Origin of the sequence: Pseudomonas sp. Irchel s3f10 (genome assembly GCF_900187515.1) — a bacterium.
GTDB classification, from domain to species: domain Bacteria; phylum Pseudomonadota; class Gammaproteobacteria; order Pseudomonadales; family Pseudomonadaceae; genus Aquipseudomonas; species Aquipseudomonas tensinigenes.
Window position 1 is genome coordinate 695,359 of the sequence record NZ_FYDZ01000002.1, and the last position, 23,970, is coordinate 719,328.

At 58.6% G+C, this 23,970-nt stretch carries 20 protein-coding genes; 12 read left to right on the top strand and 8 right to left on the bottom strand.

Features of this window, described 5'->3' with window-relative positions:
• Window positions 1-61 precede the first annotated feature (61 nt).
• Complete coding sequence (kdgD, locus tag CKW17_RS08410) at window positions 62-973, bottom strand: 5-dehydro-4-deoxyglucarate dehydratase (protein WP_034154457.1); 912 nt, start codon at window positions 971-973, stop codon at window positions 62-64.
• Between the two features lie 296 nt (window positions 974-1,269).
• On the opposite strand from kdgD, the gene CKW17_RS08415 reads away from it, so the two are divergent.
• The gene (locus tag CKW17_RS08415) at window positions 1,270-1,650 is read left to right on the top strand and encodes a hypothetical protein (protein WP_095119495.1); all 381 of its coding nucleotides are present in this window, start codon (window positions 1,270-1,272) and stop codon (window positions 1,648-1,650) included.
• A 172-nt stretch (window positions 1,651-1,822) separates the two neighbouring features.
• Window positions 1,823-2,161, top strand: coding sequence for a hypothetical protein (locus tag CKW17_RS08420; protein ID WP_141234560.1), 339 nt, complete (start codon window positions 1,823-1,825; stop codon window positions 2,159-2,161).
• 7 nt (window positions 2,162-2,168) lie between these two features.
• Here the strand turns inward: CKW17_RS08420 and CKW17_RS08425 are convergent, their stop codons facing one another.
• From CKW17_RS08425 to CKW17_RS08440, 4 genes are all read right to left on the bottom strand, one after another.
• Complete coding sequence (locus CKW17_RS08425) at window positions 2,169-2,915, bottom strand: FadR/GntR family transcriptional regulator (protein ID WP_016984324.1); 747 nt, start codon at window positions 2,913-2,915, stop codon at window positions 2,169-2,171.
• Between the two features lie 190 nt (window positions 2,916-3,105).
• Window positions 3,106-4,833 (bottom strand): ABC transporter ATP-binding protein/permease, encoded by a 1,728-nt coding sequence (locus tag CKW17_RS08430; RefSeq protein WP_095119497.1) that lies wholly within the window; start codon window positions 4,831-4,833, stop codon window positions 3,106-3,108.
• Window positions 4,834-4,929: 96 nt separating this feature from the next.
• Entirely contained in the window at window positions 4,930-5,490 is a 561-nt protein-coding gene (locus tag CKW17_RS08435; RefSeq protein WP_003221630.1) for a response regulator transcription factor, read from the bottom strand.
• Window positions 5,483-6,745 carry an ATP-binding protein gene (locus CKW17_RS08440; protein WP_038357512.1) on the bottom strand — a complete coding sequence of 421 codons (1,263 nt, stop codon included), beginning with the start codon at window positions 6,743-6,745 and terminating at the stop codon, window positions 5,483-5,485. Before CKW17_RS08440 ends, CKW17_RS08435 begins: the two co-directional genes overlap by 8 nt.
• A gap of 237 nt (window positions 6,746-6,982) precedes the next feature.
• Here CKW17_RS08440 and CKW17_RS08445 point away from each other — a divergent pair, with 237 nt between their 5' ends.
• Window positions 6,983-7,699, top strand: a complete 717-nt coding sequence (locus CKW17_RS08445) for an SIMPL domain-containing protein (RefSeq protein WP_095119498.1) — start codon at window positions 6,983-6,985, stop codon at window positions 7,697-7,699.
• Window positions 7,700-7,870: 171 nt separating this feature from the next.
• On the opposite strand, the gene CKW17_RS08450 is transcribed toward CKW17_RS08445, so the two are convergent.
• Window positions 7,871-8,236, bottom strand: a complete 366-nt coding sequence (locus CKW17_RS08450) for a DUF6124 family protein (protein ID WP_256586201.1) — start codon at window positions 8,234-8,236, stop codon at window positions 7,871-7,873.
• Window positions 8,237-9,302: 1,066 nt separating this feature from the next.
• On the opposite strand from CKW17_RS08450, the gene CKW17_RS08455 reads away from it, so the two are divergent.
• From CKW17_RS08455 to CKW17_RS08495, 9 genes are all read left to right on the top strand, one after another.
• A complete protein-coding gene (locus tag CKW17_RS08455; RefSeq protein ID WP_095119500.1) occupies window positions 9,303-10,904 on the top strand; it encodes an ABC transporter substrate-binding protein in 1,602 nt (533 codons plus the stop codon).
• A 260-nt stretch (window positions 10,905-11,164) separates the two neighbouring features.
• Window positions 11,165-12,790 carry an ABC transporter substrate-binding protein gene (locus CKW17_RS08460; RefSeq protein WP_095119501.1) on the top strand — a complete coding sequence of 542 codons (1,626 nt, stop codon included), beginning with the start codon at window positions 11,165-11,167 and terminating at the stop codon, window positions 12,788-12,790.
• A 300-nt stretch (window positions 12,791-13,090) separates the two neighbouring features.
• Entirely contained in the window at window positions 13,091-14,689 is a 1,599-nt protein-coding gene (locus CKW17_RS08465; RefSeq protein WP_095119502.1) for an ABC transporter substrate-binding protein, read from the top strand.
• 175 nt (window positions 14,690-14,864) lie between these two features.
• On the top strand, window positions 14,865-16,280 hold the full coding sequence (locus CKW17_RS08470) for an OprD family porin (protein ID WP_095119503.1): 1,416 nt from the start codon (window positions 14,865-14,867) through the stop codon (window positions 16,278-16,280).
• A gap of 77 nt (window positions 16,281-16,357) precedes the next feature.
• Window positions 16,358-17,953: an ABC transporter substrate-binding protein gene (locus tag CKW17_RS08475; protein WP_095119504.1), complete on the top strand. Its 1,596-nt coding sequence runs from the start codon at window positions 16,358-16,360 to the stop codon at window positions 17,951-17,953.
• 73 nt (window positions 17,954-18,026) lie between these two features.
• Window positions 18,027-19,037, top strand: a complete 1,011-nt coding sequence (locus CKW17_RS08480; RefSeq protein WP_007953665.1) for an ABC transporter permease subunit — start codon at window positions 18,027-18,029, stop codon at window positions 19,035-19,037.
• Window positions 19,038-19,047: 10 nt separating this feature from the next.
• The gene (locus tag CKW17_RS08485; RefSeq protein ID WP_095119505.1) at window positions 19,048-19,974 is read left to right on the top strand and encodes an ABC transporter permease subunit; all 927 of its coding nucleotides are present in this window, start codon (window positions 19,048-19,050) and stop codon (window positions 19,972-19,974) included.
• A gap of 10 nt (window positions 19,975-19,984) precedes the next feature.
• Window positions 19,985-20,953 (top strand): ABC transporter ATP-binding protein, encoded by a 969-nt coding sequence (locus tag CKW17_RS08490; RefSeq protein WP_095119506.1) that lies wholly within the window; start codon window positions 19,985-19,987, stop codon window positions 20,951-20,953.
• A complete protein-coding gene (locus CKW17_RS08495) occupies window positions 20,953-21,933 on the top strand; it encodes a peptide ABC transporter ATP-binding protein (RefSeq protein ID WP_007917625.1) in 981 nt (326 codons plus the stop codon). The genes CKW17_RS08490 and CKW17_RS08495 overlap by 1 nt, the downstream gene beginning before the upstream one ends.
• Before the next feature lie 209 nt (window positions 21,934-22,142).
• On the opposite strand, the gene CKW17_RS08500 is transcribed toward CKW17_RS08495, so the two are convergent.
• Window positions 22,143-22,406 carry a hypothetical protein gene (locus CKW17_RS08500; protein WP_095119507.1) on the bottom strand — a complete coding sequence of 88 codons (264 nt, stop codon included), beginning with the start codon at window positions 22,404-22,406 and terminating at the stop codon, window positions 22,143-22,145.
• A 160-nt stretch (window positions 22,407-22,566) separates the two neighbouring features.
• Window positions 22,567-23,763, bottom strand: a complete 1,197-nt coding sequence (locus CKW17_RS08505) for an MFS transporter (RefSeq protein ID WP_095119508.1) — start codon at window positions 23,761-23,763, stop codon at window positions 22,567-22,569.
• Window positions 23,764-23,970 lie beyond the last annotated feature (207 nt).

The window sequence follows — 23,970 nt, forward strand, 5'->3', positions numbered from 1 at the left end:
AAACTAAAAGCCTTTACGCAAAAAGCCGCTGATTACTCAGCGGCCGCGTTTTTGTCGGGTGTTACTGCGCACCTTGCTTGTCGATCAGCGCGGCGAGCATTTCGTACTCTTCGCCAGTCAGGTCGGTCAGCGGTGCCCGCACCGGGCCTGCGTCATAGCCAGCGATTTTCGCGCCTGCCTTGACGATGCTCACGGCGTAACCAGCCTTGCGGTTGCGGATGTCGAGGTACGGCAGGAAGAAGTCGTCGATGATCTTGCCGACGGTGGTGTGATCTTCACGGGCGATCGCGTGGTAGAAGTCCATCGCGGTTTTCGGAATGAAGTTGAACACCGCCGACGAGTAAACCGGTACGCCCAGCGCCTTGTAGGCAGCGGCGTAGACTTCGGCGGTCGGCAAGCCACCCAAGTAGCTGAAGCGATCACCGAGGCGGCGACGGATCGACACCATCAACTCGATATCGCCCAGACCATCCTTGTAACCGATCAGGTTCGGGCAGCGCTCGGCCAGACGTTCCAGCAGCGGCGCGGTCAGGCGGCAAACGTTGCGGTTGTAAACGACTACGCCGATGTTGACCGATTTACACACGGCTTCAACGTGAGCGGCAACACCGTCCTGGCTCGCTTCGGTCAGGTAGTGCGGCAGCAGCAATAGGCCTTTGGCGCCCAGACGCTCGGCTTCCTGAGCGTATTCGATGGCCTGACGGGTCGAACCACCGACACCGGCGAGGATCGGCACGCTGGTTTCACAGGTGTCGACGGCAGTCTTGATGATTTCCGAGTATTCGCTGGCAGCCAGGGAGAAAAACTCACCGGTGCCACCGGCGGCGAACAAGGCCGAAGCGCCATACGGAGCCAGCCATTCCAGACGTTTGATGTAGCCCGCGCGGTTGAAATCGCCCTGCGCGTTGAAATCGGTCACCGGGAAAGACAGCAGGCCGGCAGAGAGGATGGACTTCAGTTCTTGTGGATTCATTATTCGAACACCCTGGTAGCAACGTTTTTTGTGATTGGTCCGTTCAGCCTTCGCTGAAGTTGTAGGTCATCGTACAACTTAAATAATAACCGTCAACTGCATTTCATCGTTGTGGGTGTTTTTTTGTCGGACAAAACTGTTTAAGGCTTGCCAGGACGCGTCGCAAAAGCCCGTATTTAAAGGGTTATGGCGCGGAAATGTCTGGTCAAGATTCGTTTACTGAGCGTTGGAGAAACGCCCGGTAAGGTGCGACAACTGCCACGAAGGATCGTGGCGGACCTTCGAAGGAAACCGAAATGTTCGTGAATTATGCTGCACCGACCCTCGCGCAAATCGCGTCCTCTGCCTCTGACACCCTCACCCTTCAGCTATCCGCGCTACCCGATGTATTGATCATGCAAGTCCCGGATTCCAGCGATTTTCCAGCGAACTGGAGCGTTTACCCGATTCTCGGCGGCGACCCGGAAGAACCGGAATGGGCAGGCGAAGAAGTGGACACTGGCACCTGGGACGATGCTGAAGACGAGATGGAAAAACTGACGGGGATCGAGTTGCAGATCCCCAAAGAAGCGCTGCGTCCGTACCTGAACAGGGAGGTCGAATTGCGCTACAAGTTTTGTGATGAGTCGAGCATGGAGCCGTTTTCGGAGGTGTTGAGGTTGCGGATCGAGGGCTGAATCGCGTCGTGCGGTAGAGGTTACCGTTCGTCGAAACTGGTATTTCTTACAGGTGCCAGCTACTCCCGGTCACTCGCCTAATGACTGAGGAGTAAAGAACCGGCTCCGACAGCGCATGCAATCGCTTGCGCTCGCTCAACGGTTTAAAGAGATAGCGAAAAGGAATATGGTCATGACTCAACAAACGAAAAATTTAGCTCAACCATTTCTACGCGAAACCGATAATGGTGTTCTTTATGTTGGGAGGATAGTTGGAAACGTTCAATGCCATTTGCCGGAATCCGAATTCCTCGACGAAAGTTGCATGGTTACGCTGTTCATACAAACTTCTACCTACGAAAAAATCGAATTGACTCTGAAGGCTACAGGGGCTCCCCTCAGCTTCGCCATTCCCAAAGATGTTTTTGAGAAAATCCTCGTTTCGTACGAACACGCCTCAATTTATTACACCACTACCCGCGACGGTACTAATTTGGTGTCGCCAGCGCTGGAAGTTCTAATCCAGCCTTAATTACCCATCATCCCTGCGCCTGCGCCTCTTCATGGGCCTGGCGCAGTCTTTCACGGCTGTTGGTCAAATGCAGACGCATCGCCGCACGCGCAGCATCGGAATCCTGCCGGGCAATCGCATCGTAGATTTCTTCGTGTTCGCGACTCAGGCGGCTCATGTAATGCTGCTGATCATCATGGGCCAGTCGCGCCGAGTTCAGCCGCGTACGCGGAATGATGCTGGTGCCCAGGTGGGTCATGATGTCGGTGAAGTAGCGATTGCCGGTGGACAGGGCAATTTCCAGGTGGAAGGCGAAGTCCGAAGCCACAGCATCGCTGGCGTGGGCGGCGCTTTCGTTGAGCGCATCGAGGGCGGCGCGCATGGTCGCCAGTTGCTCGGCGCTGCGACGTTGCGCGGCAAGGCCGGCAGATTCCACTTCAAGGCTGATGCGTAACTCGAGAATGGCCAGCACATCGCGCAGGGTGACGACGGTGGCCGGGTCGATGCGGAAACCGCTCGGGCTTGGCGTGTCGAGTACGAAGGTGCCGATGCCGTGGCGGGTTTCAACCTGACCGGCAGCCTGCAAACGGGAAATTGCCTCGCGCACCACGGTGCGGCTGACGCCATGGGCTTCCATGATCGCCGACTCGGTAGGCAGTTTGTCACCGCGCTTGAGCAGGCCATCGCGGATCTGCTCGCTCAGCACCGTCACCAGTTCCTGGGCCAGGCTGCGGCGCTTGCGCGGGAGACGCGGGGTTTCGATCAGGTTTTCCATGGTGTGCATCTAGTCTCGAAAATTCGGCTTGAAGGCATGATAGCTCAAGCGGGTTGTACGATCACTTTCCGGTTTACATCGCTTTATGTAGGAGTGAGCCTGCTCGCGATGACGTCCGCACATTCAGCATCAATGTGACTGACCCTACGCTATCGCGAGCAGGCTCACTCCTACAGGGGTTTAGCGGTGATCAGGCAGTCACGGTCTGTTCAACCAAATGGCCGCTGTCGATCCGCACATGCCGTGGGTGGAAGCGTTTCAAGCTGCTGCGATGGCCGACACTGACAATGCTCAACCCCGGTATCTGATCAATCAACGCCTGATACAGCGTCGCTTCGTCTTCCTCATCCATCGCCGAAGTGGCTTCGTCCATGTACAGCCACTGCGGTGCGTACAGCAACGCGCGAGCGAAGGCCAGTCGTTGCTGTTCGCCCGGCGACAGCATGCGTTGCCAGTGATTGGCCTCGTCCAGCCGCGCGACCAGATGCGGCAAGCGGCAGGTTTCCAGCACTTGTGCATAACGTTCCGACGCGTAGGTGTCGCCCGGTTGTGGATAACTCAAGGCTTCACGCAGGGTGCCGATCGGCAGATACGGTTTCTGTGGCAGGAACAGATAACGCGCCGCCGGCAAACGGATGTTGCCGTGCCCCGCTGGCCACAAATGCCCCATCGCCCGTAGCAGCGTCGACTTGCCGCTGCCGGAACGCCCACTGAGCATCACTCGCTCACCTGGTTCCACAGTCATATCGGCACTGGTCAGCAGATGACGACCGTCGGCCAGATCCAGACCGAGGTTGTGCACCTGCAATTCGTTGCCCTGATTCTGCACGTCGATTGCTGGCGTGCGTTCTTCGTTGTCGGTCATGGCCTGACGGAAACTCAGCAGACGATCACAGGTGGCGCGCCAGGACGCGAGGCTCTGGTACGCACTGATGAACCAGCTGAAACTCTCCTGGACGTTGCCGAATGCCGAACTGATCTGCATCAGTTCACCCAGTTCGATCTTGCCGGAAAGGTAACGCGGCGAAGCCACAATGAACGGAAAGATAATGGCCGCCTGGCTGTAACCGGCGGTGAAGAAGGTCAGGCGCTTGGACACTTTCATGATGTCCCAGAAGTTGTGCCAGACATTCCCGAAGCGAGCGCTCAATCGGCGGTTCTCATTCGGTTCGCCGTTGTACAACGCGATGCTTTCGGCATTCTCGCGAATCCGCACCATGGAAAAACGCAGGTCAGCTTCAAAGCGTTGTTGTTGGTTGTTCAGACCAATCAAGCGACGACCAATCAAATGCGTCAGCCAACTGCCCACCACCGCATAAACCAGCACACACCAGAACATGTAGCCGGGAATGGTGATGCCATAGACTTCGATACTGCCCGACACGCCCCACAAAATGATCGAGAACGACACCAGACTGACGATATTACGCAGCAGCCCGATACCCAATTCGAGGGTGTTGGAAGTGAAGTTGTTAAGGTCTTCGGAAATCCGCTGGTCCGGGTTATCGGTGTAACCGCCCTGCTCCAGCTGGTAGTAATTCTTGTCGGCAAGCCAACGCGAGAAATGCTTTTCAGTGAGCCAGGCACGCCAGCGGATGGTCAGCATCTGCGTCAGGTAGAGCCGATACACCGCACCGACAATGGCCACCGCCGCAATGCCGCAGAAATACAGAATCAAGCGCCAGAACGCCGCTTCATCCTTCTTTTGCAGGGCGTTGTAAAAATCCTTGTACCAGGTGTTGAACCACACCGAGATGCCCACACTGAGCAACGACAGGGCGATCACCGCAATCAATAGCGTCCAGGCCTTGCCCTTCTCTTCACTGCGCCAATAAGGCGTGATGATCGCCCACACTTTGCGGAAAAACTGCCCGCGCACAGCATCGTTGACCGCGGAATATTCAGCGTTCTGATTCATGGATAAGGCTCAATATAGAAAAGAACAGACACGCACCGATCATAGATGATCGGTGCGTTTTATCGCGAGGGCTGGCGATAGTCGTTCAGCGCAGGTTCAGCGACGAACCGGGCGCTTCTGCAGTTTGCGCTGCAGGGTGCGGCGGTGCATGCCCAAGGCACGGGCAGTGGCGGAGATGTTGCCTTCGTGCTCGGTCAGCACACGCTGAATGTGCTCCCACTGCAGGCGGTCGACCGACATCGGGTTTTCCGGCACCAGACTGTCGAGGTCAGCGTGCTCCGAAAGCAACGCCGCCAGCACATCGTCGGCGTCGGCCGGTTTGCACAGGTAGTTGCAGGCGCCGCGTTTGATCGCTTCGACCGCGGTAGCAATGCTCGAATAACCGGTGAGAATCACCACGCGCATTTCCGGGTCCAGTTCCAGCAACTTGGGCAGCAACACCAGACCGGAATCGCCGTCCATTTTCAGGTCGAGCGCAGCGTAGTCAGGCAGATCGGCCTGGGCGATGGTCAGGCCTTCTTCGGCGGAGCCGGCGGTGCTGACGCGAAAGCCACGGCGAGCCATGGCGCGGGCCATCACTCGGGTAAACGTTGCGTCGTCGTCGACCAGCAGCAAATGCGGCAGTTCTTCGCCTTCGACTTGGATTTCGTCACTCATGTTGGTCTCCTCGGGCGCCGTGGGGCAGGCGCAGCTCGGTGAGCGTGCCGCCTTCCTCATGACTATAGAGTTTCACTGAGCCGCCGGCGCGTGTCACGCTGGCCTTGCTCAAAAACAGGCCCAGGCCGAAACCTTTGCCCTTGGTGGTAAAAAACGGTTTGCCGATCTGCTCGGCGATGGCCAGCGGCACACCGGCGCCGTGGTCACGAATGCTGATGGTCACGGTTTCCGCGTCCCAGTCCAGGGTCACTTTGAGATTTTCCGGACAGGCATCGGCGGCGTTGTTGAGCAGATTCAACAGCGCCTGAGTCAGATCCGGCGGCGGCGCCATGCGCGGCACGGTGCCTTGGCCGAGACGGTGGAAGCGATAACTGGCCTCCGGACGCATCAGGTGCCAGCGGTTCAGCGCTTCGTCGAGCCAGTCGGTGACGTCCTGCATCTCGACGGCCAGTCGACGATTGGCTTCGGCGGCACGCACCAGTTGCTGCAAGGTTTCTTTGCAGAGTTTGACCTGATCTTGCAGGACCTTCAGATCATCCTGCAGCATCGGGTCGGGGTGATCCTGCTGCATTTCCTTGAGCAATACGCTCATGGTCGCCAGCGGTGTGCCCAGTTCATGGGCGGCACCAGCAGCTTGAGTGGCGACGGCCAATAACTGCTGATCGCGCAGACCTTCTTCACGACGGATCGCGCGCAATTCTTCCTGACGGCGCAGCTCTTCAGCCATGCGTGCCGCGAAGAAGGTGATCACCGCAGCGGCCAGCGCGAAGCTCAGCCACATGCCGTAGATCTGCAGGTTTTCGCGGGCGACCGGCAGGGTTTCCAGCGGATAGAAACGCGTCAGCATCACCGTGTACAGCGCCAGCGCGATGCCGGACAGAATCACCGAATAGCGCCACGGCAACGTCACCGCAGCGATGGTCAGCGGCACCAGGTAATAGGAAACAAACGGGTTGGTCGAACCGCCGGAGAAGTACAGCAGCGCACTGTGGATCACCAGATCACAGGCCAGTTGCAGGGCATATTCGAGCTCGGTCACTGGCCACGAGGTACGCAAACGCACCGCGGTAAACACGCAGAGCAGCGTCGAGCAGCCGAGGGTCATCGCCAGTTGCACCCACGGCAACGGCAACAATTGCAGCCAGTAGGCCAGACCAACGGAGCCGGCCTGCGCGGCGAGCACCAGGGTGCGGATGAAAGTCAGCCGCCAGAGGTTCTGGCGAGTGGCGGAAGTCAGTTGTACGGGGGCGAGCATGAGCTCTCCTGATGAGCGCTCCAGGCGGATCGCACGGAGTATAACCAAGCCGCGGCCCTGAGAGGCGAAAGTGCGGCAAACGACCACACCGCACAAGCTGCAAGTTTCGAGCTGCAAGCTACAAGTAAAAGCTTTTAGCTTGCAGCTCGACGCTTGCAACTTGAAGCTGCTTTATAGAGTCTGATGGTTTCACGCAGGCCCCCGAACCATCACCTGCGCCCTCATCAAGGAGCTTTCATGCACACATTTCGCCGCAGCGCCGCCCTTCTCGCCCTGACCGTCGGCAGCGTCGCCAGCCTTCCGGCCCTGGCCGCCGACGAGCTGCACTACAACCAGATTTCCCTGCGCGCCGAAGTCAGCACGGAAGTGGCCCGCGACCTGATGATCGTCACCCTCTACACCGAAGAGCAAAACACCGACCCGGCGAAACTCGCCGCCGACGTCAGCACCACCATGAACAAGGCGCTGGCCCAGGCCAAGCAAGTCAAAGACATCACCCTGCGCCAGGGCAGCCGCAACAGTTACCCGATCTACGACACCAAAGGCCAGAAGATCACCGGCTGGCGTGAACGCGCCGAACTGCGCCTGGAAAGCGCTGACTTCGCCGCCCTGTCCAAACTCACCGGCGAACTGTTGGGCGACCTGAAAATGGGCGGCATGGACTTCGCCATCGCCGACCCGACCCGCAAATCCAGTGAAGACCAGTTGCTCAAAGAAGCCGTGACCGCCTTCAAGGCCCGCGCCCAACTGGCCACCGATGCACTGGGCGGCAAGGGCTACAAAATCGTCAACCTGAACCTCAACAGCAACGGTTATCCACAACCGTACCTGCGCGCACCGATGATGATGAAAGCGGCGGCGATGGATTCCGCGCCGGTTACGCCGGAAGTTGAAGCGGGTACGAGCCAGGTCAGCATGACCGCTGATGGTTCGATTGAAGTGTTGATGCAGTGATTTGATGTGGGCTGAATAAAAAGCCGCCGATCGGTGAATGATTGGCGGTTTTTTTGTGCCCGGGATTTGCTGTGGATGAACCACCGTCTTCGCGAGCAGGCTCGCTCCCACAGTTTGAAATGCATTCCACCTGTGGGAGCGAGCCTGCTCGCGAAGAACGATAACGCGGTCTCAGGTCTGCGGATCAACCCGATCCAGCGCCCGATTCACCGCCAGCTCGGCCAGCATGATGATCTGCTGAATCGCCAACGCCGTATTACGCTCGGGCCGGCCCAACTGATCGGCAAAGTTACCGGTTAACGTGTTCGCCGACGCCAGTGATTCACAGGCATGCGCCAGCAGGCTTTCGGTGTCGATGTTCGGCTGGATCAGGAACATTGTGCTCGGTTGCCTAGGTTTGACGGGCTCGGGGCTGAGGTAGAAATCCAGGGCGCGTTTGATGGCTTCACGGGTTTTGATTTGGTCGTCGGCGCGGATGGCGTCTTCGAGTGGGGATGTGGGATCGATAGGTGGATCGGGGACAATTTTATCTTTCATGAAAATCTGCTCGTCATTCGAGCCGCCCTTGGCCATTTCTCACGTGGCAAAGGGTGGCAGCTATGTGCGGAGTGAGAAACCGGTGAGCAGAAAACCGGCCAGACCGAAGTCTGCCCGCACACAGCCGCCATAAGGCATTGCGACAGCTAATAAGCCGGCCGCAATTATGGTCTTACTGGTGCTAGTTTCAAGCTCGGCGGGTTCTCACACCCGGTCACTGAACATTCAGCGACACCCAGAGCCTAGAGAGCCGACGTCCGACGGACAACCTGAAAACCTTGTGGGAAGGTTCTGGTTTTCTGACACAGATTTAAACAGTCAAAAGCAAACCCTCACCCTAGCCCTCTCCCGGAGGGAGAGGGGACTGACCGTGGTGTTTGGAAGAGATACGCCGACTTGCAATACCGAGTCGAACTCAGATTCTGAAACAGATCAAAAGCCCCTCACCCTAGCCTCTCCCGGAGGGAGAGGGGACTGACCGAGGTGTTTGGGCGAGCTACGCCGACGTGAAATACCGAGCCGAACTCAGGTTTTGAAACGCCCGAAAATCGGCTCCCTCTCCCTCGGGAGAGGGCTGGGGTGAGGGGCAGCAACAACGCAAATCAAAAGCCGAACACCCGCGCTCTTCACCACTCAATAGGCCGAGTGTCAGCTCGCCTGCTCTTGATCTTGATCCACGGGCGACGTCGGAAGGCTGAGTGGAGGGATTGATCCGGGCGTGGGAGCGCAGCGACCGTTTGGCGCAGCCAAACACAGCGGGGGTAGGTGCAGCGAAGCAAACCGGAGACGCTGCGCCCGGATCGATCCCGCAGCGAAGGAACCCCGAGCCCCAGCGAGCGGGCCGCACGTAGGAGCAAGCGTTTTTTGCTTACTTTTTTTGGCGTTTGAAAAAAAGTGAGTCGCCGTAAGGGCGAAACCCTAAGCCGCCGTTACCGCAGCAACGGATATACCCACAAGCGCTAGATATGCCGAGATAGACGCTTCAACAGGAAAAACGATATTTCCGCCAACACCCCCGCCCCAGCTACTCTTCCACGATTACCACCGCCGACTCCCCGGGGACCCCATGCCAAGATCCACCCTAAAACCGCTCTTGATCTCCCTCGCACTAACCGCCATAGCCCCGATCGCCAACGCCGCCACCACCCTGGTCTACTGCTCCGAAGCCAGCCCCGCCGGCTTCGACCCCAGCCAATACACCAGCGGCACCGACTTCGACGCCTCCGCCGAAACCGTCTTCAACCGCCTCACCCAATTCAAACGCGGCGGCACCGACATCGAACCCGGCCTGGCAACAAAATGGGACATCTCCAACGACGGCCTGCAATATACCTTCCACCTGCGCCAAAACGTAAAATTCCACACCACCGACTACTTCAAACCCACCCGAGACTTCAACGCCGATGACGTGCTCTTCACCTTCCAGCGCCTGCTCGACCCGGACAACACCTTCCGCAAGGCCTACCCCGCCGAATCCCCCTACTTCACTGACATGGGCCTCAACACCACAATCAAATCGGTAGAAAAACTCGACGAGCAAACCGTGCGCTTCAACCTCAACAACGTTGACGCCGCGTTCGTGCAAAACCTCGCCATGAGCTTCGCCTCGGTGCAATCAGCCGAATACGCCGCGCAACTGTTGAAGGAAGGCAAAGCCGCCGACCTCAACCAGAAGCCGATCGGCACCGGACCGTTCGTGTTCAAGCGCTACCAGAAGGATTCACAAATCCGCTATACCGCCAACAAGACCTACTGGAAACCCGAAGACGTCAAAATCGATAACCTGATTTTCTCGATCACTCCCGACGCCGCCGTGCGCCTGCAGAAGCTCAAGGCCGGCGAATGCCAGGTCAGCGGCTACCCGCGTCCGGCCGACATCGAAGTGATGGAAAAAGACCCGAACCTGCGCGTGCTCAAACAGGCCGGATTCAACCTCGGCTTCCTCGCTTACAACACCACCCACGCGCCTCTCGATCAGCTCAAAGTGCGGCAGGCGCTGGACATGGCCATCGACAAACCGGCAATCATCAAAGCCGTCTACCAAAGCGCCGGCCAGTTGGCGCAAAACGCTTTACCGCCGGCGCAATGGTCGTATGACCCGACCATCAAGGATGCCCCTTACGACCCGGTCAAAGCCCGGGTGCTACTGAAAGAAGCAGGGGTTGCGCCAGGTACAACCATCAACCTCTGGGCGATGACAGTGCAACGCGCATCGAACCCGAATGCGCGGATGTCGGCACAGATGATCCAGCAGGATTGGGAGAAAATCGGCATCAAGGCCAACATCGTCAGTTACGAATGGGGCGAGTACATCAAACGTGCGAAAAATGGCGAGCACGACGCCATGATCTATGGCTGGACAGGTGACAACGGCGACCCGGACAACTGGCTTGGCGTGCTCTACAGCTGCGCGGCGGTAAAAGGCAGCAACTACGCCAAATGGTGCGATCCGGCCTACGACAAACTAGTGCAACAGGCCAAGTTATCCACCGACAAAGGACAGCGGGTAAAACTGTATCAACAGGCGCAACTGATCCTTAAACAGCAAGTACCGATCACACCGATTGCCAACTCCACAGTGTTCCAGCCGCTGCGCAAGGAAGTCACCGACTTCCGGATCAGCCCGTTCGGTCTAACCCCCTTCTATGGCGTAGGTATAAATAAGTAACACCGAGCCCCAAGGCGGCGCGCACAAGGTGACCAGCGCACCGTTTTGGGGCTCCATTTGCACCGTTAAAACCACTCGCAAACGGTCAAATGCGTCAAAAGTTATACAGATGCGACATTAAGGTACGTTCGTGCCACCGTTTGAGGCCGCCGACCGCTCTGGATCTTGCATTGGGTATGGCCCCTGCATAAGTATCCGCAGGCACGACTCACGAGGTCGTACCTCACAACTAAAAAATGACAACAAATCATGAGGCCAACATGCTTAAACACGCGGTCATTCCGTTTTTAGTCGGCGCAGGCTTGTTAGCCTCCGCACCTTTCGCATCCGCTGCGACTAACCTGGTGTTCTGCTCCGAAGGCAGCCCGGCCGGTTTCGACCCAGGCCAGTACACCACCGGAACCGACTTCGACGCCTCAGCCGAAACCATGTTCAACCGTCTGACCCAGTTCGAGCGCGGCGGCACCGCCGTGATTCCTGGTCTGGCGACCAAGTGGGACATTTCCGATGATGGCCTGACGTACACCTTCCACCTGCGTGAAGGCGTCAAGTTTCACACCACCCCGTATTTCAAGCCGACTCGTGAGTTCAACGCCGACGACGTGCTGTTCACCTTCAATCGCATGATTAACAAGGATGACCCGTTCCGTAAGGCGTACCCGACCGAATTCCCGTACTTCACCGACATGGGGATGGACACCAACATCACCAAGATCGATAAAGTCGACGACCACACCGTCAAGTTCACTCTGAAAGAAGTCGACGCTGCGTTCATCCAGAACATGGCCATGAGCTTCGCCTCGGTGCAGTCCGCCGAATACGCAGCGCAACTGTTGAAAGAAGGCAAGCCTGCCGACATCAACCAGAAGCCGGTCGGCACTGGTCCGTTCGTGTTCAAGAGCTACCAGAAAGACTCCAACATCCGCTTCACCGGGAACAAAGAGTACTGGAAGCCTGATGACGTGAAGATCGACAACCTGATCTTCGCCATCACCACCGACCCGTCGGTCCGTATTCAGAAGCTGAAAAAGAACGAGTGCCAGGTCACCCTGTTCCCGCGTCCAGCCGACCTGAAAGCGCTGAAAGAAGACAAGTCGCTGAAGATGCCTGATCAGGCTGGCTTCAACCTCGGCTACATCGCCTACAACGTGATGGACAAGGTCAAAGGCAGCAACGAAGCCAACCCGCTGGCTGACCTGCGCGTCCGTCAGGCGCTGGACATGGCAGTGAACAAGCCGCAGATCATCGACTCGGTTTATCAGGGCGCCGGCCAACTGGCCGTCAACGCCATGCCGCCGACCCAGTGGTCTTACGACACCACCATCAAGGACGCCAAGTACGATCCTGAGAAAGCCAAACAGCTGCTCAAGGAAGCCGGCGTCAAGGAAGGTACCGAGATCGTTCTGTGGGCGATGCCGGTGCAGCGTCCATACAACCCGAACGCTAAACTGATGGCTGAAATGCTCCAGTCCGACTGGGCCAAGATCGGCTTGAAAGTGAAGATCACCAGCTACGAGTGGGGCGAGTACATCAAGCGTTCCAAAGGTGGCGAGAACCAGGCCATGATCATTGGCTGGAGCGGTGACAATGGGGATCCGGACAACTGGCTGAACGTGCTGTTCGGCTGCGACTCGCTCAACGGCAACAACTTCTCCAAGTGGTGCGACAAGAAGTACGACGGTCTCGTCAAGGATGCCAAGCGCACCCCCGATCAGGCCAAGCGCACCGAACTGTACAAACAGGCGCAACACGTCCTTAAAGATGCTGTTCCCTACACACCTATCGCTCACTCGACGGTGTTCCAACCCATGCGCGCCAACGTGCAGGATTTCAAGATCAGCCCATTTGGCTTGAACTCCTTCTACGGCGTCAGCGTCAGCAAATAAGGCACTGCAGCGGCGACGTTTTTTAACGTCGCCGCTATTTTACCTGCCGGGAATTTAGGAAATTGCCTACAGCCAATTCCACTGTGGATTACCGCAGCGGTATAGGACGTGTCGCCTTTTCCTACGAGCTTTAAGGCATTTACGCATTTACTGCCAGGACCGCGGCCCCTACCGTCGGGTACTGACCAGTTTCTGCGTGGGCCACCGGTTTGCCGTACGTACTGGATTGAGCTCGATGTAGCCAAACGTCTCCGGATGAGACGACGGCGCATTGAACAACACTAAAAAAGAGGGAGCGTCATGCGCCATACCTTGATTTGTTCCGCATTGCTGGGCGCCGGCCTGTTGGCCGCCTCGTCCGCCAGTTTCGCCGCCAGCAAAAGCCTGGTGTTCTGCTCTGAAGGCAGCCCGGCGGGTTTTGATACCGCGCAATACACGACAGCGACCGATAACGACGCCGCCGAGCCGCTGTACAACCGTTTGGTCGAGTTCGAAAAAGGCGCGACCAATGTCGTACCTGGCCTGGCGACCACGTGGGATATTTCCGAGGATGGTCTCAAGTACACCTTTCACCTGCGTGAAGGTGTGAAGTTTCATACAACGCCGTACTTCAAACCGACCCGCGACTTCAACGCCGACGATGTGTTGTTCACGTTTAATCGCATGCTGGATGCCCAGCAACCTTTCCGTAAGGCTTATCCGACCGAGTTCCCGTATTTCAACGGCATGAGCCTGAACAAGAACATCGCCAAGGTCGAGAAGACCGGGCCGCTGACCGTGGAGTTCACGCTCAACAGCGTCGACGCCGCGTTCATTCAGAACATCGCCATGAGCTTCGCCTCCATTCTGTCCGCCGAATACGCCGACAAATTGCTGGCCGAAAGCAAGCCGAGCGACATCAACCAGAAACCGATCGGCACCGGGCCGTTCGTGTTCAAGAGTTATCAGAAAGACTCGAACATCCGTTACACCGGTAATAAACATTACTGGGATCCGAGCCGGGTCAAGCTCGACAACCTGATCTTTGCAATCAACACCGACGCCTCGGTGCGCGTGCAGAAGCTCAAGGCCGGCGAATGCCAGATCACCCTGCATCCGCGCCCTGCGGATGTTGAAGCGCTGAAGGCCGACCCGAAACTGCAACTGATCTCCAAGCCGGGTTTCAACCTCGGCTACATCGCCTACAACGTCCGCCACAAGCCATTCGACCAGCTCGAAGTGCGTCAGGCGCTGGACATGGCGGTGAATAAACAAGGGATTCTCAACGCTGTTTATCAAGGCGCCGGCCAACTGGCCGTCAACGCCATGCCGCCGACCCAATGGTCCTACGACGACACCATCAAAGACGCCGCCTACAACCCGGAAAAAGCCAAAGAGCTGCTCAAGGCTGCCGGCGTCAAAGAAGGCACCGAGATCACCCTGTGGGCGATGCCGGTGCAGCGCCCGTACAACCCGAACGCCAAACTGATGGCCGAAATGCTCCAGGCTGACTGGGCCAAGATCGGCCTGAAAGTGAAAATCGTCAGCTACGAATGGGGCGAGTACATCAAGCGCACCAAAAATGGCGAGCACGACATCAGCCTGATCGGCTGGACCGGTGACAACGGGGATCCGGACAACTGGCTCGGCACGCTGTACAGCTGCGATGCCATCGGCGGCAACAACTATTCCATGTGGTGCGACCCGGCTTACGACAAGCTGATCAAACAAGCCAAGGTCGTCACTGACCGCGACCAGCGCACCATGCTCTACAAACAGGCTCAGCAATTGCTTAAACAACAAGTGCCGATCACGCCTGTCGCCCACTCGACGGTCAACCAACCGTTAAGCGCGAGGATCGAAGGGTTCAAAGTCAGCCCGTTCGGTCGCAACGTGTTCTCGGGTGTCGGTATCGATTAAACCAGACGATTAGCCGCAACGCTGGGGGGCGCTGTCTAGCCCCTCACGCAAGCGCTTTGCCGAAATTCGCCAATCCGGCCTTTTGCAAACGTTTGCGATGTGTGAATGAGTTCTAAACCAATAACCGGCATACCAAAAAAAGCCGGCATAAAAAGAAAGTAAAGGAGCTTCACCCATGAAACTGAGCAGCACCGCGATACTGGCCTTGGCCATCAGCAGCGTCACCGCCACGGCGTACGCAGAAACCCAAAGTCAGGCGTTCACTCCAGTGACCGTCAACGAGAAGAGCGCCCAGGCCGAAGCCACCGGTTTCCTCGAAGGTCAATCGATCAGCGGTTCGACCCGCAACTGGTACGCCAACGAGCAACTCAAGCGCGGCGGCAAGTTCGCCTATCGCAAGAACGGCCAATCGACCGAAACTGACCGCCGCATCAACTGGGTGCAAGGTACGATCATCAAGTACAACTCGGGTTTCACCGAAGGTACTGTCGGTTTCAGCACCGAAGTGGCGGCCTACAACGCCATCGCTCTTGAGCGTGACCGCGAAAACCTCGCCTCCAACAACGGCGGTGCACCGGGCACCCGTCCAGGCGCGGGCAACAACCGTACGCTGACCCGTGAAGGCGGCGATGCCGTCGGTCAGTGGAGCAAACTGGGCCTGGCGAACATCAAGGCACGTATCTCCAATACCACCCTGACCGCCGGCCGCATGAACTTCAGCAGCCCGCAGGTCGACGTGATCGGCAACCGTCCGCTGCCGTCGAGTTTCGAAGGTATCGCGATCCACAGCGAAGAGCTGAACAACCTCTCGTTCGACCTGGCAACGTTCGACCGCGTCTCGCCTCGTACCGAAGAGAGCCTCAGCAAGTTCCGCTCCGAATACGGCAACATCGACGCCGAAGCTGACCACGTGAACACCGCCGGTATCTCGTACCAGCCGTTCGCCAGCCTGACCACCAGCCTGTGGGGCACCCAGGCTGAAGACCTGTGGAACCAGTACTACTTCGGCGCCACCCACGTGCTGGGTGACAGCTCGATCCTCAGCCTGACCACCGGCCTGAACTACTACAAGACTGTCGACGAAGGCAAAAAACTGCTGGGCGACATCGACAACGACACCTACTCGCTGTCGTTCGGCCTGACTCACCTGGCACACACCCTGACCTTCTCGTATCAGGAAGTGAACGGTAACGAGTACTTCGACTACCTGCACGAAACCAACGGTATCTACCTGGCCAACTCCCTGCTCTCGGACTTCAACGGCCCGAACGAGAAGTCCTTCCAGGTTTCCTACGGCATCAACATGGCCGAATACGGTGTACCGGGCCTGAAGTTCAACATCTACCAGGCGCGCGGCTGGGGCATCGACGGCACTCACTACAAGGGTGGCGGCTACGACGGTGTGCAATCGATGGACGGCGAGCACCACTATGAATACGGCATCGGTGCAACCTATGCCGTACAGAGCGGGCCACTCAAAGCCACCACGATTCGCGGCACCTACACCGCTCACCGCGCCAGCGAAAACCAGGCTGACGGCAGCATCAACGAGTTCCGTCTCGTGACCACGATTCCATTCAACATCCTGTAAAAAACGCCAGCCGACGGCTGACTCATGATGAGTCGGCCGTTCGGTTTTTGTCTTCAACCGATTGCAGAGGGTTATCGATGAAAATGCTTCCCCTACGTGCGGCCATCGCGGCTGCGTTGTTGAGCGCCGCCATCGGCGTCTCGGCCAAACCCTTGGTGGTCTGCACCGAAGCCAGTCCGGAAGGCTTCGATATGGTCCAGTACACAACTGCAGTCACGGCGGACGCTGTGGCCGAAACCATCTTCAACCGCCTGGTGGACTTCAAGCCCGGCACCACGGAAATCGTTCCGGCCCTGGCAGACACCTGGGAAATCAGTGAAGACGGCCTGACCTACACGTTCCACCTGCGTAAAGGCGTCAAGTTTCACACCACCGAATACTTCAAGCCGACCCGTGACATGAACGCCGACGACGTGGTCTGGAGCTTCCAGCGTCAGCTGGACCCGAATCACCCGTGGCACAAGCTGTCGAGCGTGGGCTTCCCGTACTTTGAAAGCATGGGCTTCAAAGAACTGCTCAAAAGCGTCGAAAAAATCGACGACCACACGGTCAAGTTCACCCTGACCCGCCGCGAAGCGCCATTCCTGGCCGACGTCGCGATGCCGTTCACCGCCATCTACTCCGCCGAATACGCTGATCAGTTGCTCAAGGCCAACAAGACTGGCGATCTGAACAACAAGCCGGTCGGCACCGGCCCGTTCATCTTCCAGCGTTATGCCAAGGATGCGCAGGTGCGCTTCAAGGCCAACCCGGATTACTTCCGTGGCAAGCCGCCGGCCGACGCGTTGATTCTGGCGATCGCCACCGACAACAACGTGCGCCTGCAGAAGCTCAAGGCCAACGAGTGCCAGATCGCGCTGTATCCGAAACCGGACGACATCCCGAGCATCAAGAAAGACGACAAGCTCAAGGTCGAAGAGCTGAACGCGATGACCGTCTCGTACATCGCCATGAACACTCAGCACAAATACATGAGCGACGTGCGCGTGCGTAAGGCGATCGATATCGCCTTCGACAAAGCGGCTTACGTCAACGCGCTGTTCGGCCCGGGCAATGCGACCGTTGCGGTCAACCCGTACCCGGACACGCTGCTGGGCTACAACCACGACCTGAAGAACCCGCCACGCGACCTCGACAAGGCCCGCGCCCTGCTCAAGGAAGCCGGAGTTCCGGAAGGCACCGTGTTTACCCTGTTTACCCGCAACGGTGGCGGCCCGACCAACCCCAACCCGATGCTCGGCGCACAAATGATGCAGGCTGACCTGGCGAAAGTCGGGATCAAGATCGACATCCGCGTGATGGAATGGGGTGAAATGCTCAAGCGCGCCAAGGCTGGCGAACACGATATGGTCTCGGCCGGATGGGCGGGCGACAACGGCGACCCGGATAACTTCCTGACGCCTATGCTCAGTTGCGAGGCGGCAAAAAACGGCGAGAACTACGCGCGCTGGTGCAACGAGAAATTCCAGACGCTGCTGGATGAAGCACGGGCTAAAGTAGATCCGGCCGAACGCGCCGCGCTCTACGAACAGGCGCAAGTATTGTTTAATCAGGATCAGCCATGGATCAGCATGGCCCACACCAGGATGTTTACTGCAATGCGCAACAACGTAGAGGGCTATCACATCAGCCCTCTCACCACTAATAACTTCGCCACCACCCAGGTGAAGTAGATAAGAAACTCCCGGTGTCCCTGACCCCAGGGACACCGGGCACGCCTAACCGGCTGATGAGGTACCACACACGATGTTTAGTTTTATTGCCCGCCGACTGGGGTTGTTGATCCCCACGTTTTTCGGCATCACCTTGCTGACTTTCGCGTTGATTCGCATGATTCCGGGCGACCCCGTGGAAGTGATGATGGGCGAACGTCGGGTCGACCCCGAAATGCACGCTCAGGCAATGGAACGCCTAGGTCTGAACAAGCCTCTGTATGCCCAATATCTGGACTACATCGGCAAACTGGCCCACGGCGATCTCGGCGAATCCCTGCGTACCCGTGAAAGCGTGTGGACCGAGTTCACCTCCCTCTTCCCGGCGACCCTGGAACTGTCCATGGCCGCCCTGCTGTTCGCCGGCATTCTCGGGCTTCTGGCCGGGGTGATTGCGGCACTCAAGCGAGGATCGCTGTTCGACCACGGGGTGATGGGCATCTCCCTCGCGGGGTATTCGATGCCGATCTTCTGGTGGGGCCTGATCCTGATCATGTTCTTCTCGGTGAGCCTGGGCTGGACGCCGGTATCCGGGCGGATCGACCTGCTCTACGACATCGAGCCGCGCACCGGTTTCATGCTGATCGACACGCTGCTGGCCGATGACATGGGCGCGTTCCTCGATGCTCTGCATCACCTGATCCTGCCAGCCATCGTACTCGGCACCATTCCGCTAGCGGTGATCGCGCGGATGACCCGTTCGTCGATGCTCGAAGTGCTGCGCGAAGACTACATCCGCACCGCCAAGGCCAAAGGCCTGTCGCCGTCGCGCGTGGTATTCGTCCACGGTCTGCGTAACGCGCTGATTCCGGTACTCACCGTGGTCGGTCTGCAAGTCGGCACGCTGCTGGCCGGTGCAGTCCTGACCGAAACCATTTTCTCCTGGCCCGGTATCGGTAAATGGCTGATCGAAGCCATCGGCGCCCGGGACTACCCGGTTGTGCAAAACGGCATCCTGTTAATCGCCTGCCTGGTGATTCTGGTCAACTTCGTAGTGGACATCCTCTACGGCTTTGCCAACCCACGCATCCGTCATCAGCGCTGAGGTCCATACCATGAGCACTCCAACATCCTCAGTAGCCACGTCCGCCGCAAACGCGGATCAAAGCCTGCTGTACCCGTCTCCGTACAAAGAATTCTGGCAAGCCTTCTCCAAAAACAAAGGCGCGGTTGCCGGCCTGCTGTTCATGCTGCTGATCATCTTCTGCGCGATTTTCGCGCCGTGGGTCGCACCGCATAACCCTAGCGAGCAATACCGCGACTTCCTGCTGACGCCGCCGGCGTGGCTCGAAGGCGGGCAGATGCAGTTCCTGCTCGGCACCGATGAACTGGGGCGTGACCTGCTGTCGCGTCTGATCCAGGGCTCGCGCCTGTCGCTGCTGATCGGTTTGTCGTCGGTGGTGATGTCGCTGATTCCGGGGATCCTCCTCGGTCTGTTCGCCGGTTTCTTCCCGAAGATGATCGGCCCGACCATCATGCGTCTGATGGACATCATGCTGGCCCTGCCGTCGCTGCTGCTGGCGGTGGCGATCGTCGCCATCCTCGGCCCTGGCCTGATCAACACCGTGATTGCGATTGCTGTGGTGTCCTTGCCGTCCTACGTGCGTCTGACCCGAGCCGCCGTGATGGGCGAACTGAACCGCGACTACGTGACCGCCGCGCGCCTGGCCGGTGCCGGTCTGCCACGTCTGATGTTCATCACCGTGCTGCCGAACTGCATGGCGCCGCTGATTGTTCAAGCGACCTTGAGCTTCTCCTCGGCGATTCTCGATGCCGCCGCACTGGGCTTCCTCGGCCTTGGCGTACAACCGCCAACCCCTGAGTGGGGCACCATGCTGGCCTCGGCCCGCGACTACATCGAACGCGCCTGGTGGGTAGTCAGTCTGCCTGGTTTGACCATTTTGCTCAGCGTGCTGGCAATCAACTTGATGGGCGACGGCCTGCGCGATGCGCTGGACCCGAAACTCAAGAACGCCGCCTGAGGAGATTCCCATGTCACTGCTAGAAATCAAGAATCTCAACGTTCGCTTCGGCGACAAGACCGCGACCCCGGTGGTCGATGGCCTCGACCTGAAAGTCGACAAAGGCGAAGTACTGGCCATCGTTGGCGAGTCGGGTTCGGGTAAATCCGTGACCATGATGGCGCTGATGGGCCTGATCGAGCACCCCGGCATCGTCACCGCCGACGCGCTCAGCTTTGACGGCAAAGACATGCTCAAACTGAGCAACCGTCAGCGTCGGCAGATCGTCGGCAAAGATCTGTCGATGGTCTTTCAGGATCCGATGACCGCGCTGAACCCGAGCTACACCGTCGGTTTCCAGATTGAAGAAGTGCTGCGCCTGCACCTGAAAATGTCCGGCAAGCAAGCGCGCAAACGTGCGATCGAACTGCTGGAAAAAGTTGAAATTCCGGGCGCCGCCAGCCGCATGGACGCCTACCCGCACCAACTGTCCGGCGGTATGAGCCAGCGTGTTGCGATCGCCATGGCGATTGCCGGCGAGCCGAAACTGCTGATCGCCGACGAACCGACCACTGCGCTGGACGTGACGATTCAGGCACAGATCATGGATCTGCTGCTGGCGTTGCAGAAAGAACAGAACATGGGCCTGGTGCTGATCACCCACGACCTCGCGGTCGTGGCGGAAACCGCCCAGCGCGTCTGCGTGATGTACGCCGGTCAAGCCGTTGAAGTCGGCCAAGTGCCGCAACTGTTCGACGTCCCGGCGCACCCGTACAGCGAAGCGCTGCTCAAGGCGATTCCCGAGCACAGCCTCGGCGCCTCACGCCTGTCGACCCTGCCGGGCATCGTCCCGGGCCGCTACGACCGTCCGCAGGGTTGCCTGCTGTCGCCGCGCTGCCCGTACGTGCAGGACAGCTGCCGTGTGCAGCGTCCAGGTCTTGATCCGAAAAGCCACAGCCTCGCCCGCTGCTTCTTCCCGCTGAACCAGGAGGTGGCGTAATGGCCGTCGTACTTACCGCCCGCGACCTGACCCGTCACTACGAAGTCTCCCGTGGCCTGTTCAAAGGCCATGCGACCGTACGCGCACTGAACGGCGTGTCGTTCGAACTGGAAGCCGGCAAGACCCTCGCTGTTGTCGGCGAATCGGGCTGCGGTAAATCCACCCTCGCCCGCGCGTTGACGCTGATTGAAGACCCGTCGTCCGGATCCTTGAAAATCGCCGGCCAGGAAGTCGCCGGTGCCGACAAGGCCCAGCGCAAGCAACTGCGCAAAGACGTGCAGATGGTCTTCCAAAGCCCGTACGCGTCGTTGAACCCACGGCAGAAAGTCGGCGATCAGCTCGGCGAACCGCTGCTGATCAACACCAACCTCTCCGCTGCCGAACGTCGCGAGAAAGTCCAGGCGATGATGAAGCAGGTCGGCTTGCGTCCTGAGCATTACCAGCGCTATCCGCACATGTTCTCCGGCGGTCAGCGCCAGCGTATCGCTCTGGCTCGGGCGATGATGTTGCAACCGAAAGTGCTGGTGGCGGACGAACCGACCTCGGCACTGGACGTGTCGATTCAGGCGCAGGTGCTGAACCTGTTCATGGATTTGCAGCAGGAGTTCAACACCGCGTACGTGTTCATCTCGCACAACCTCGCGGTGGTGCAACACGTGGCCGATGACGTGATGGTGATGTACCTCGGTCGCCCGGTGGAACTGGGTCCGAAAAACGACATTTACGAGCGTCCGTTGCACCCTTACACCCAGGCGCTGCTGTCGGCGACTCCGACCATTCACCCGGACCCGAACAAGCCGAAAATCAAGATCGTCGGCGAACTGCCTAACCCGCTGAACCCGCCACCGGGCTGTGCTTTCCACAAGCGCTGCCCGTATGCGACCGAGCGTTGCAGCACGGAAGAGCCGGCGTTGCGCCAGCTCGACAGCCGGCAGGTGGCTTGCCACTACGCCGAGCAATTCCTCGACGGCGCGGCGTAAGCAAATCTGGAGAGCGACACGAAACCTGTAGGAGCTGTCGAGTGAAAGGAGGCTGCGATCTTTTGATTGTCAGAATCAGAATCAAAAGATCGCAGCGTGCCGCAGCTCCTACAGGGATCGTGTTTATTCAGGGATAAAGTGTTGAGCAAACCCCTCCCACCTCGATTGCGCATCAGTCGAGGCAGAAGGGGTTTTCTTTTGTCTGCGATTTACGTCTGGCTATCGCCTTCGTCGTCCGGATCATCAGAGTCCGGCTCATCGGTAGTCGAGTTGTCATCATCGGCGCTGCCACCCTGCCCCTGATCGCCCGGCTCGGATTCGGATTTGGCCAGCATCAAGCCGCTGTGCCCGACCTGGCCGTTGAACGCCTGAGAATCGTGATCCTCGCACTCGGCCCAGGCCGTCGCGGTACCGACGGACAGCATGACCATCACTTTCAACAGCAATAAAACCCGTAGCAACCTGCTTTTCATAGCCGACTCCATCCATTTTCAGGTGAGACATTTGTGCCTGACTGGCGCTGTGTGAAATCTAGTTCCGATCCATCGGGTTCACCAGATAGGACGCTAACGAGCACGCAGAAATGCCCTCGACAGACAGATTGCTTTCGAATAACCCCAATCGCCGGATCAGCTAAGCGACCGGGCGCAGGCGCGTGGCCTGCCAAGTCAGCGGGATGGAAATCAACACCATCAGCGCACTCGCCAGCCACACACTGTGGCCACCGAATTGACCGTACAACTGGCCACTGAGTACCGGTGACAACAGCGCACTCGCGCTCCAGCTCATAAAGAACAGGCCGAAGTACTGACCGCTTTTGCCGCCCTGGGCAAAGTGCATGGCCAGCACATTCAGCGGCGGCATGAAAAAGGCCTCGCCCAAGGTCCAGATCAGCGTCGACAGGCAGACGTAAAACAGCCCGGAACCGAACGGCAACATGCCGAGCCCGCAGGCCAGCAACACACTGCCGAGCAGCATTTGTCGACGCATGCCCCAGCGCTCGGCCCAATGCGACAGCGGAATCTGCAGGGCGATCACCAACAACGCATTGAGGCCGAACTGCCAACCGATGGCCTCGGTGCTCAGGTGGTAGTAATCACGCAGATAATTGCCCAGCGTGCTGTAGACCGTGTCGAACGCGATGCCAAGCACGGCCGTCGCCGCCAGCAACCAGAGGAACGGTTTGTCGCGATGCGGCACCCCGGAACCTGCGTCGTCCGTGGACTTTTCGTCATTGATCAGCACCGGTCGACGCCACGTAGTGCGGACAAACCACATCAAGGCCAGCAACGTCATTGCCGCACTGCCGAAAAATACCCAGCGAAAATCAGCCTGCGCCAAAACCCCGCCCGCCACACCGGCGGCGGCCATCCCAAGGTTGCGCGCAACCCGACTCAACGCCTGCGCACGCGAGCGCTGCGCCACCTCGCAATATTCCATGATCAGCCGCTGATGCAGCGTGCGAATAGCCCCGTCGATGCCCCCGCTGAGCAACAGCAATGCCGCCAGCAACGACACCTGCGTCACCAGCCCCAGCAGAATCAGCACCCACACCGAAACAAAGAACAACGCCGCCGTCAGCCGTGCCGTGCGCACATGATCACTGAGCCAGCCACCGAGCATCGACCCGACCAGCAACCCCGCGCCGTACGCCGACAACAACCAGCCAACCGTCTCGATCGCCAGGCCCAGCTCCTGACGCAGATACAGCGCCATGAACAGCTTGACCATGCTGCTCAGGCGATTGATGAACAACAGCGCCGCGAGCACCCAGGCCATCACGCTGAAATAGCCGTTCAGTCGTAGCAAATGAGTCAGTCGACTCGTCATTCCATTGACCTCTCAAAGCGACGTGCGGGGAGCTGGAACACTAACGGTCAGCAGGCAGGTTGTCGCGTTCAAGAACATCGAAACCACAAAAAGCCGAGTCGTCCTACAGCCATTGCGCGGACTAAACCAGAAACCGACTTGAGATCAAAAGCCCCTCACCCTAGCCCTCTCCCAAAGGGAGAGGGGACTGACCGAGGTGTTTGGGAG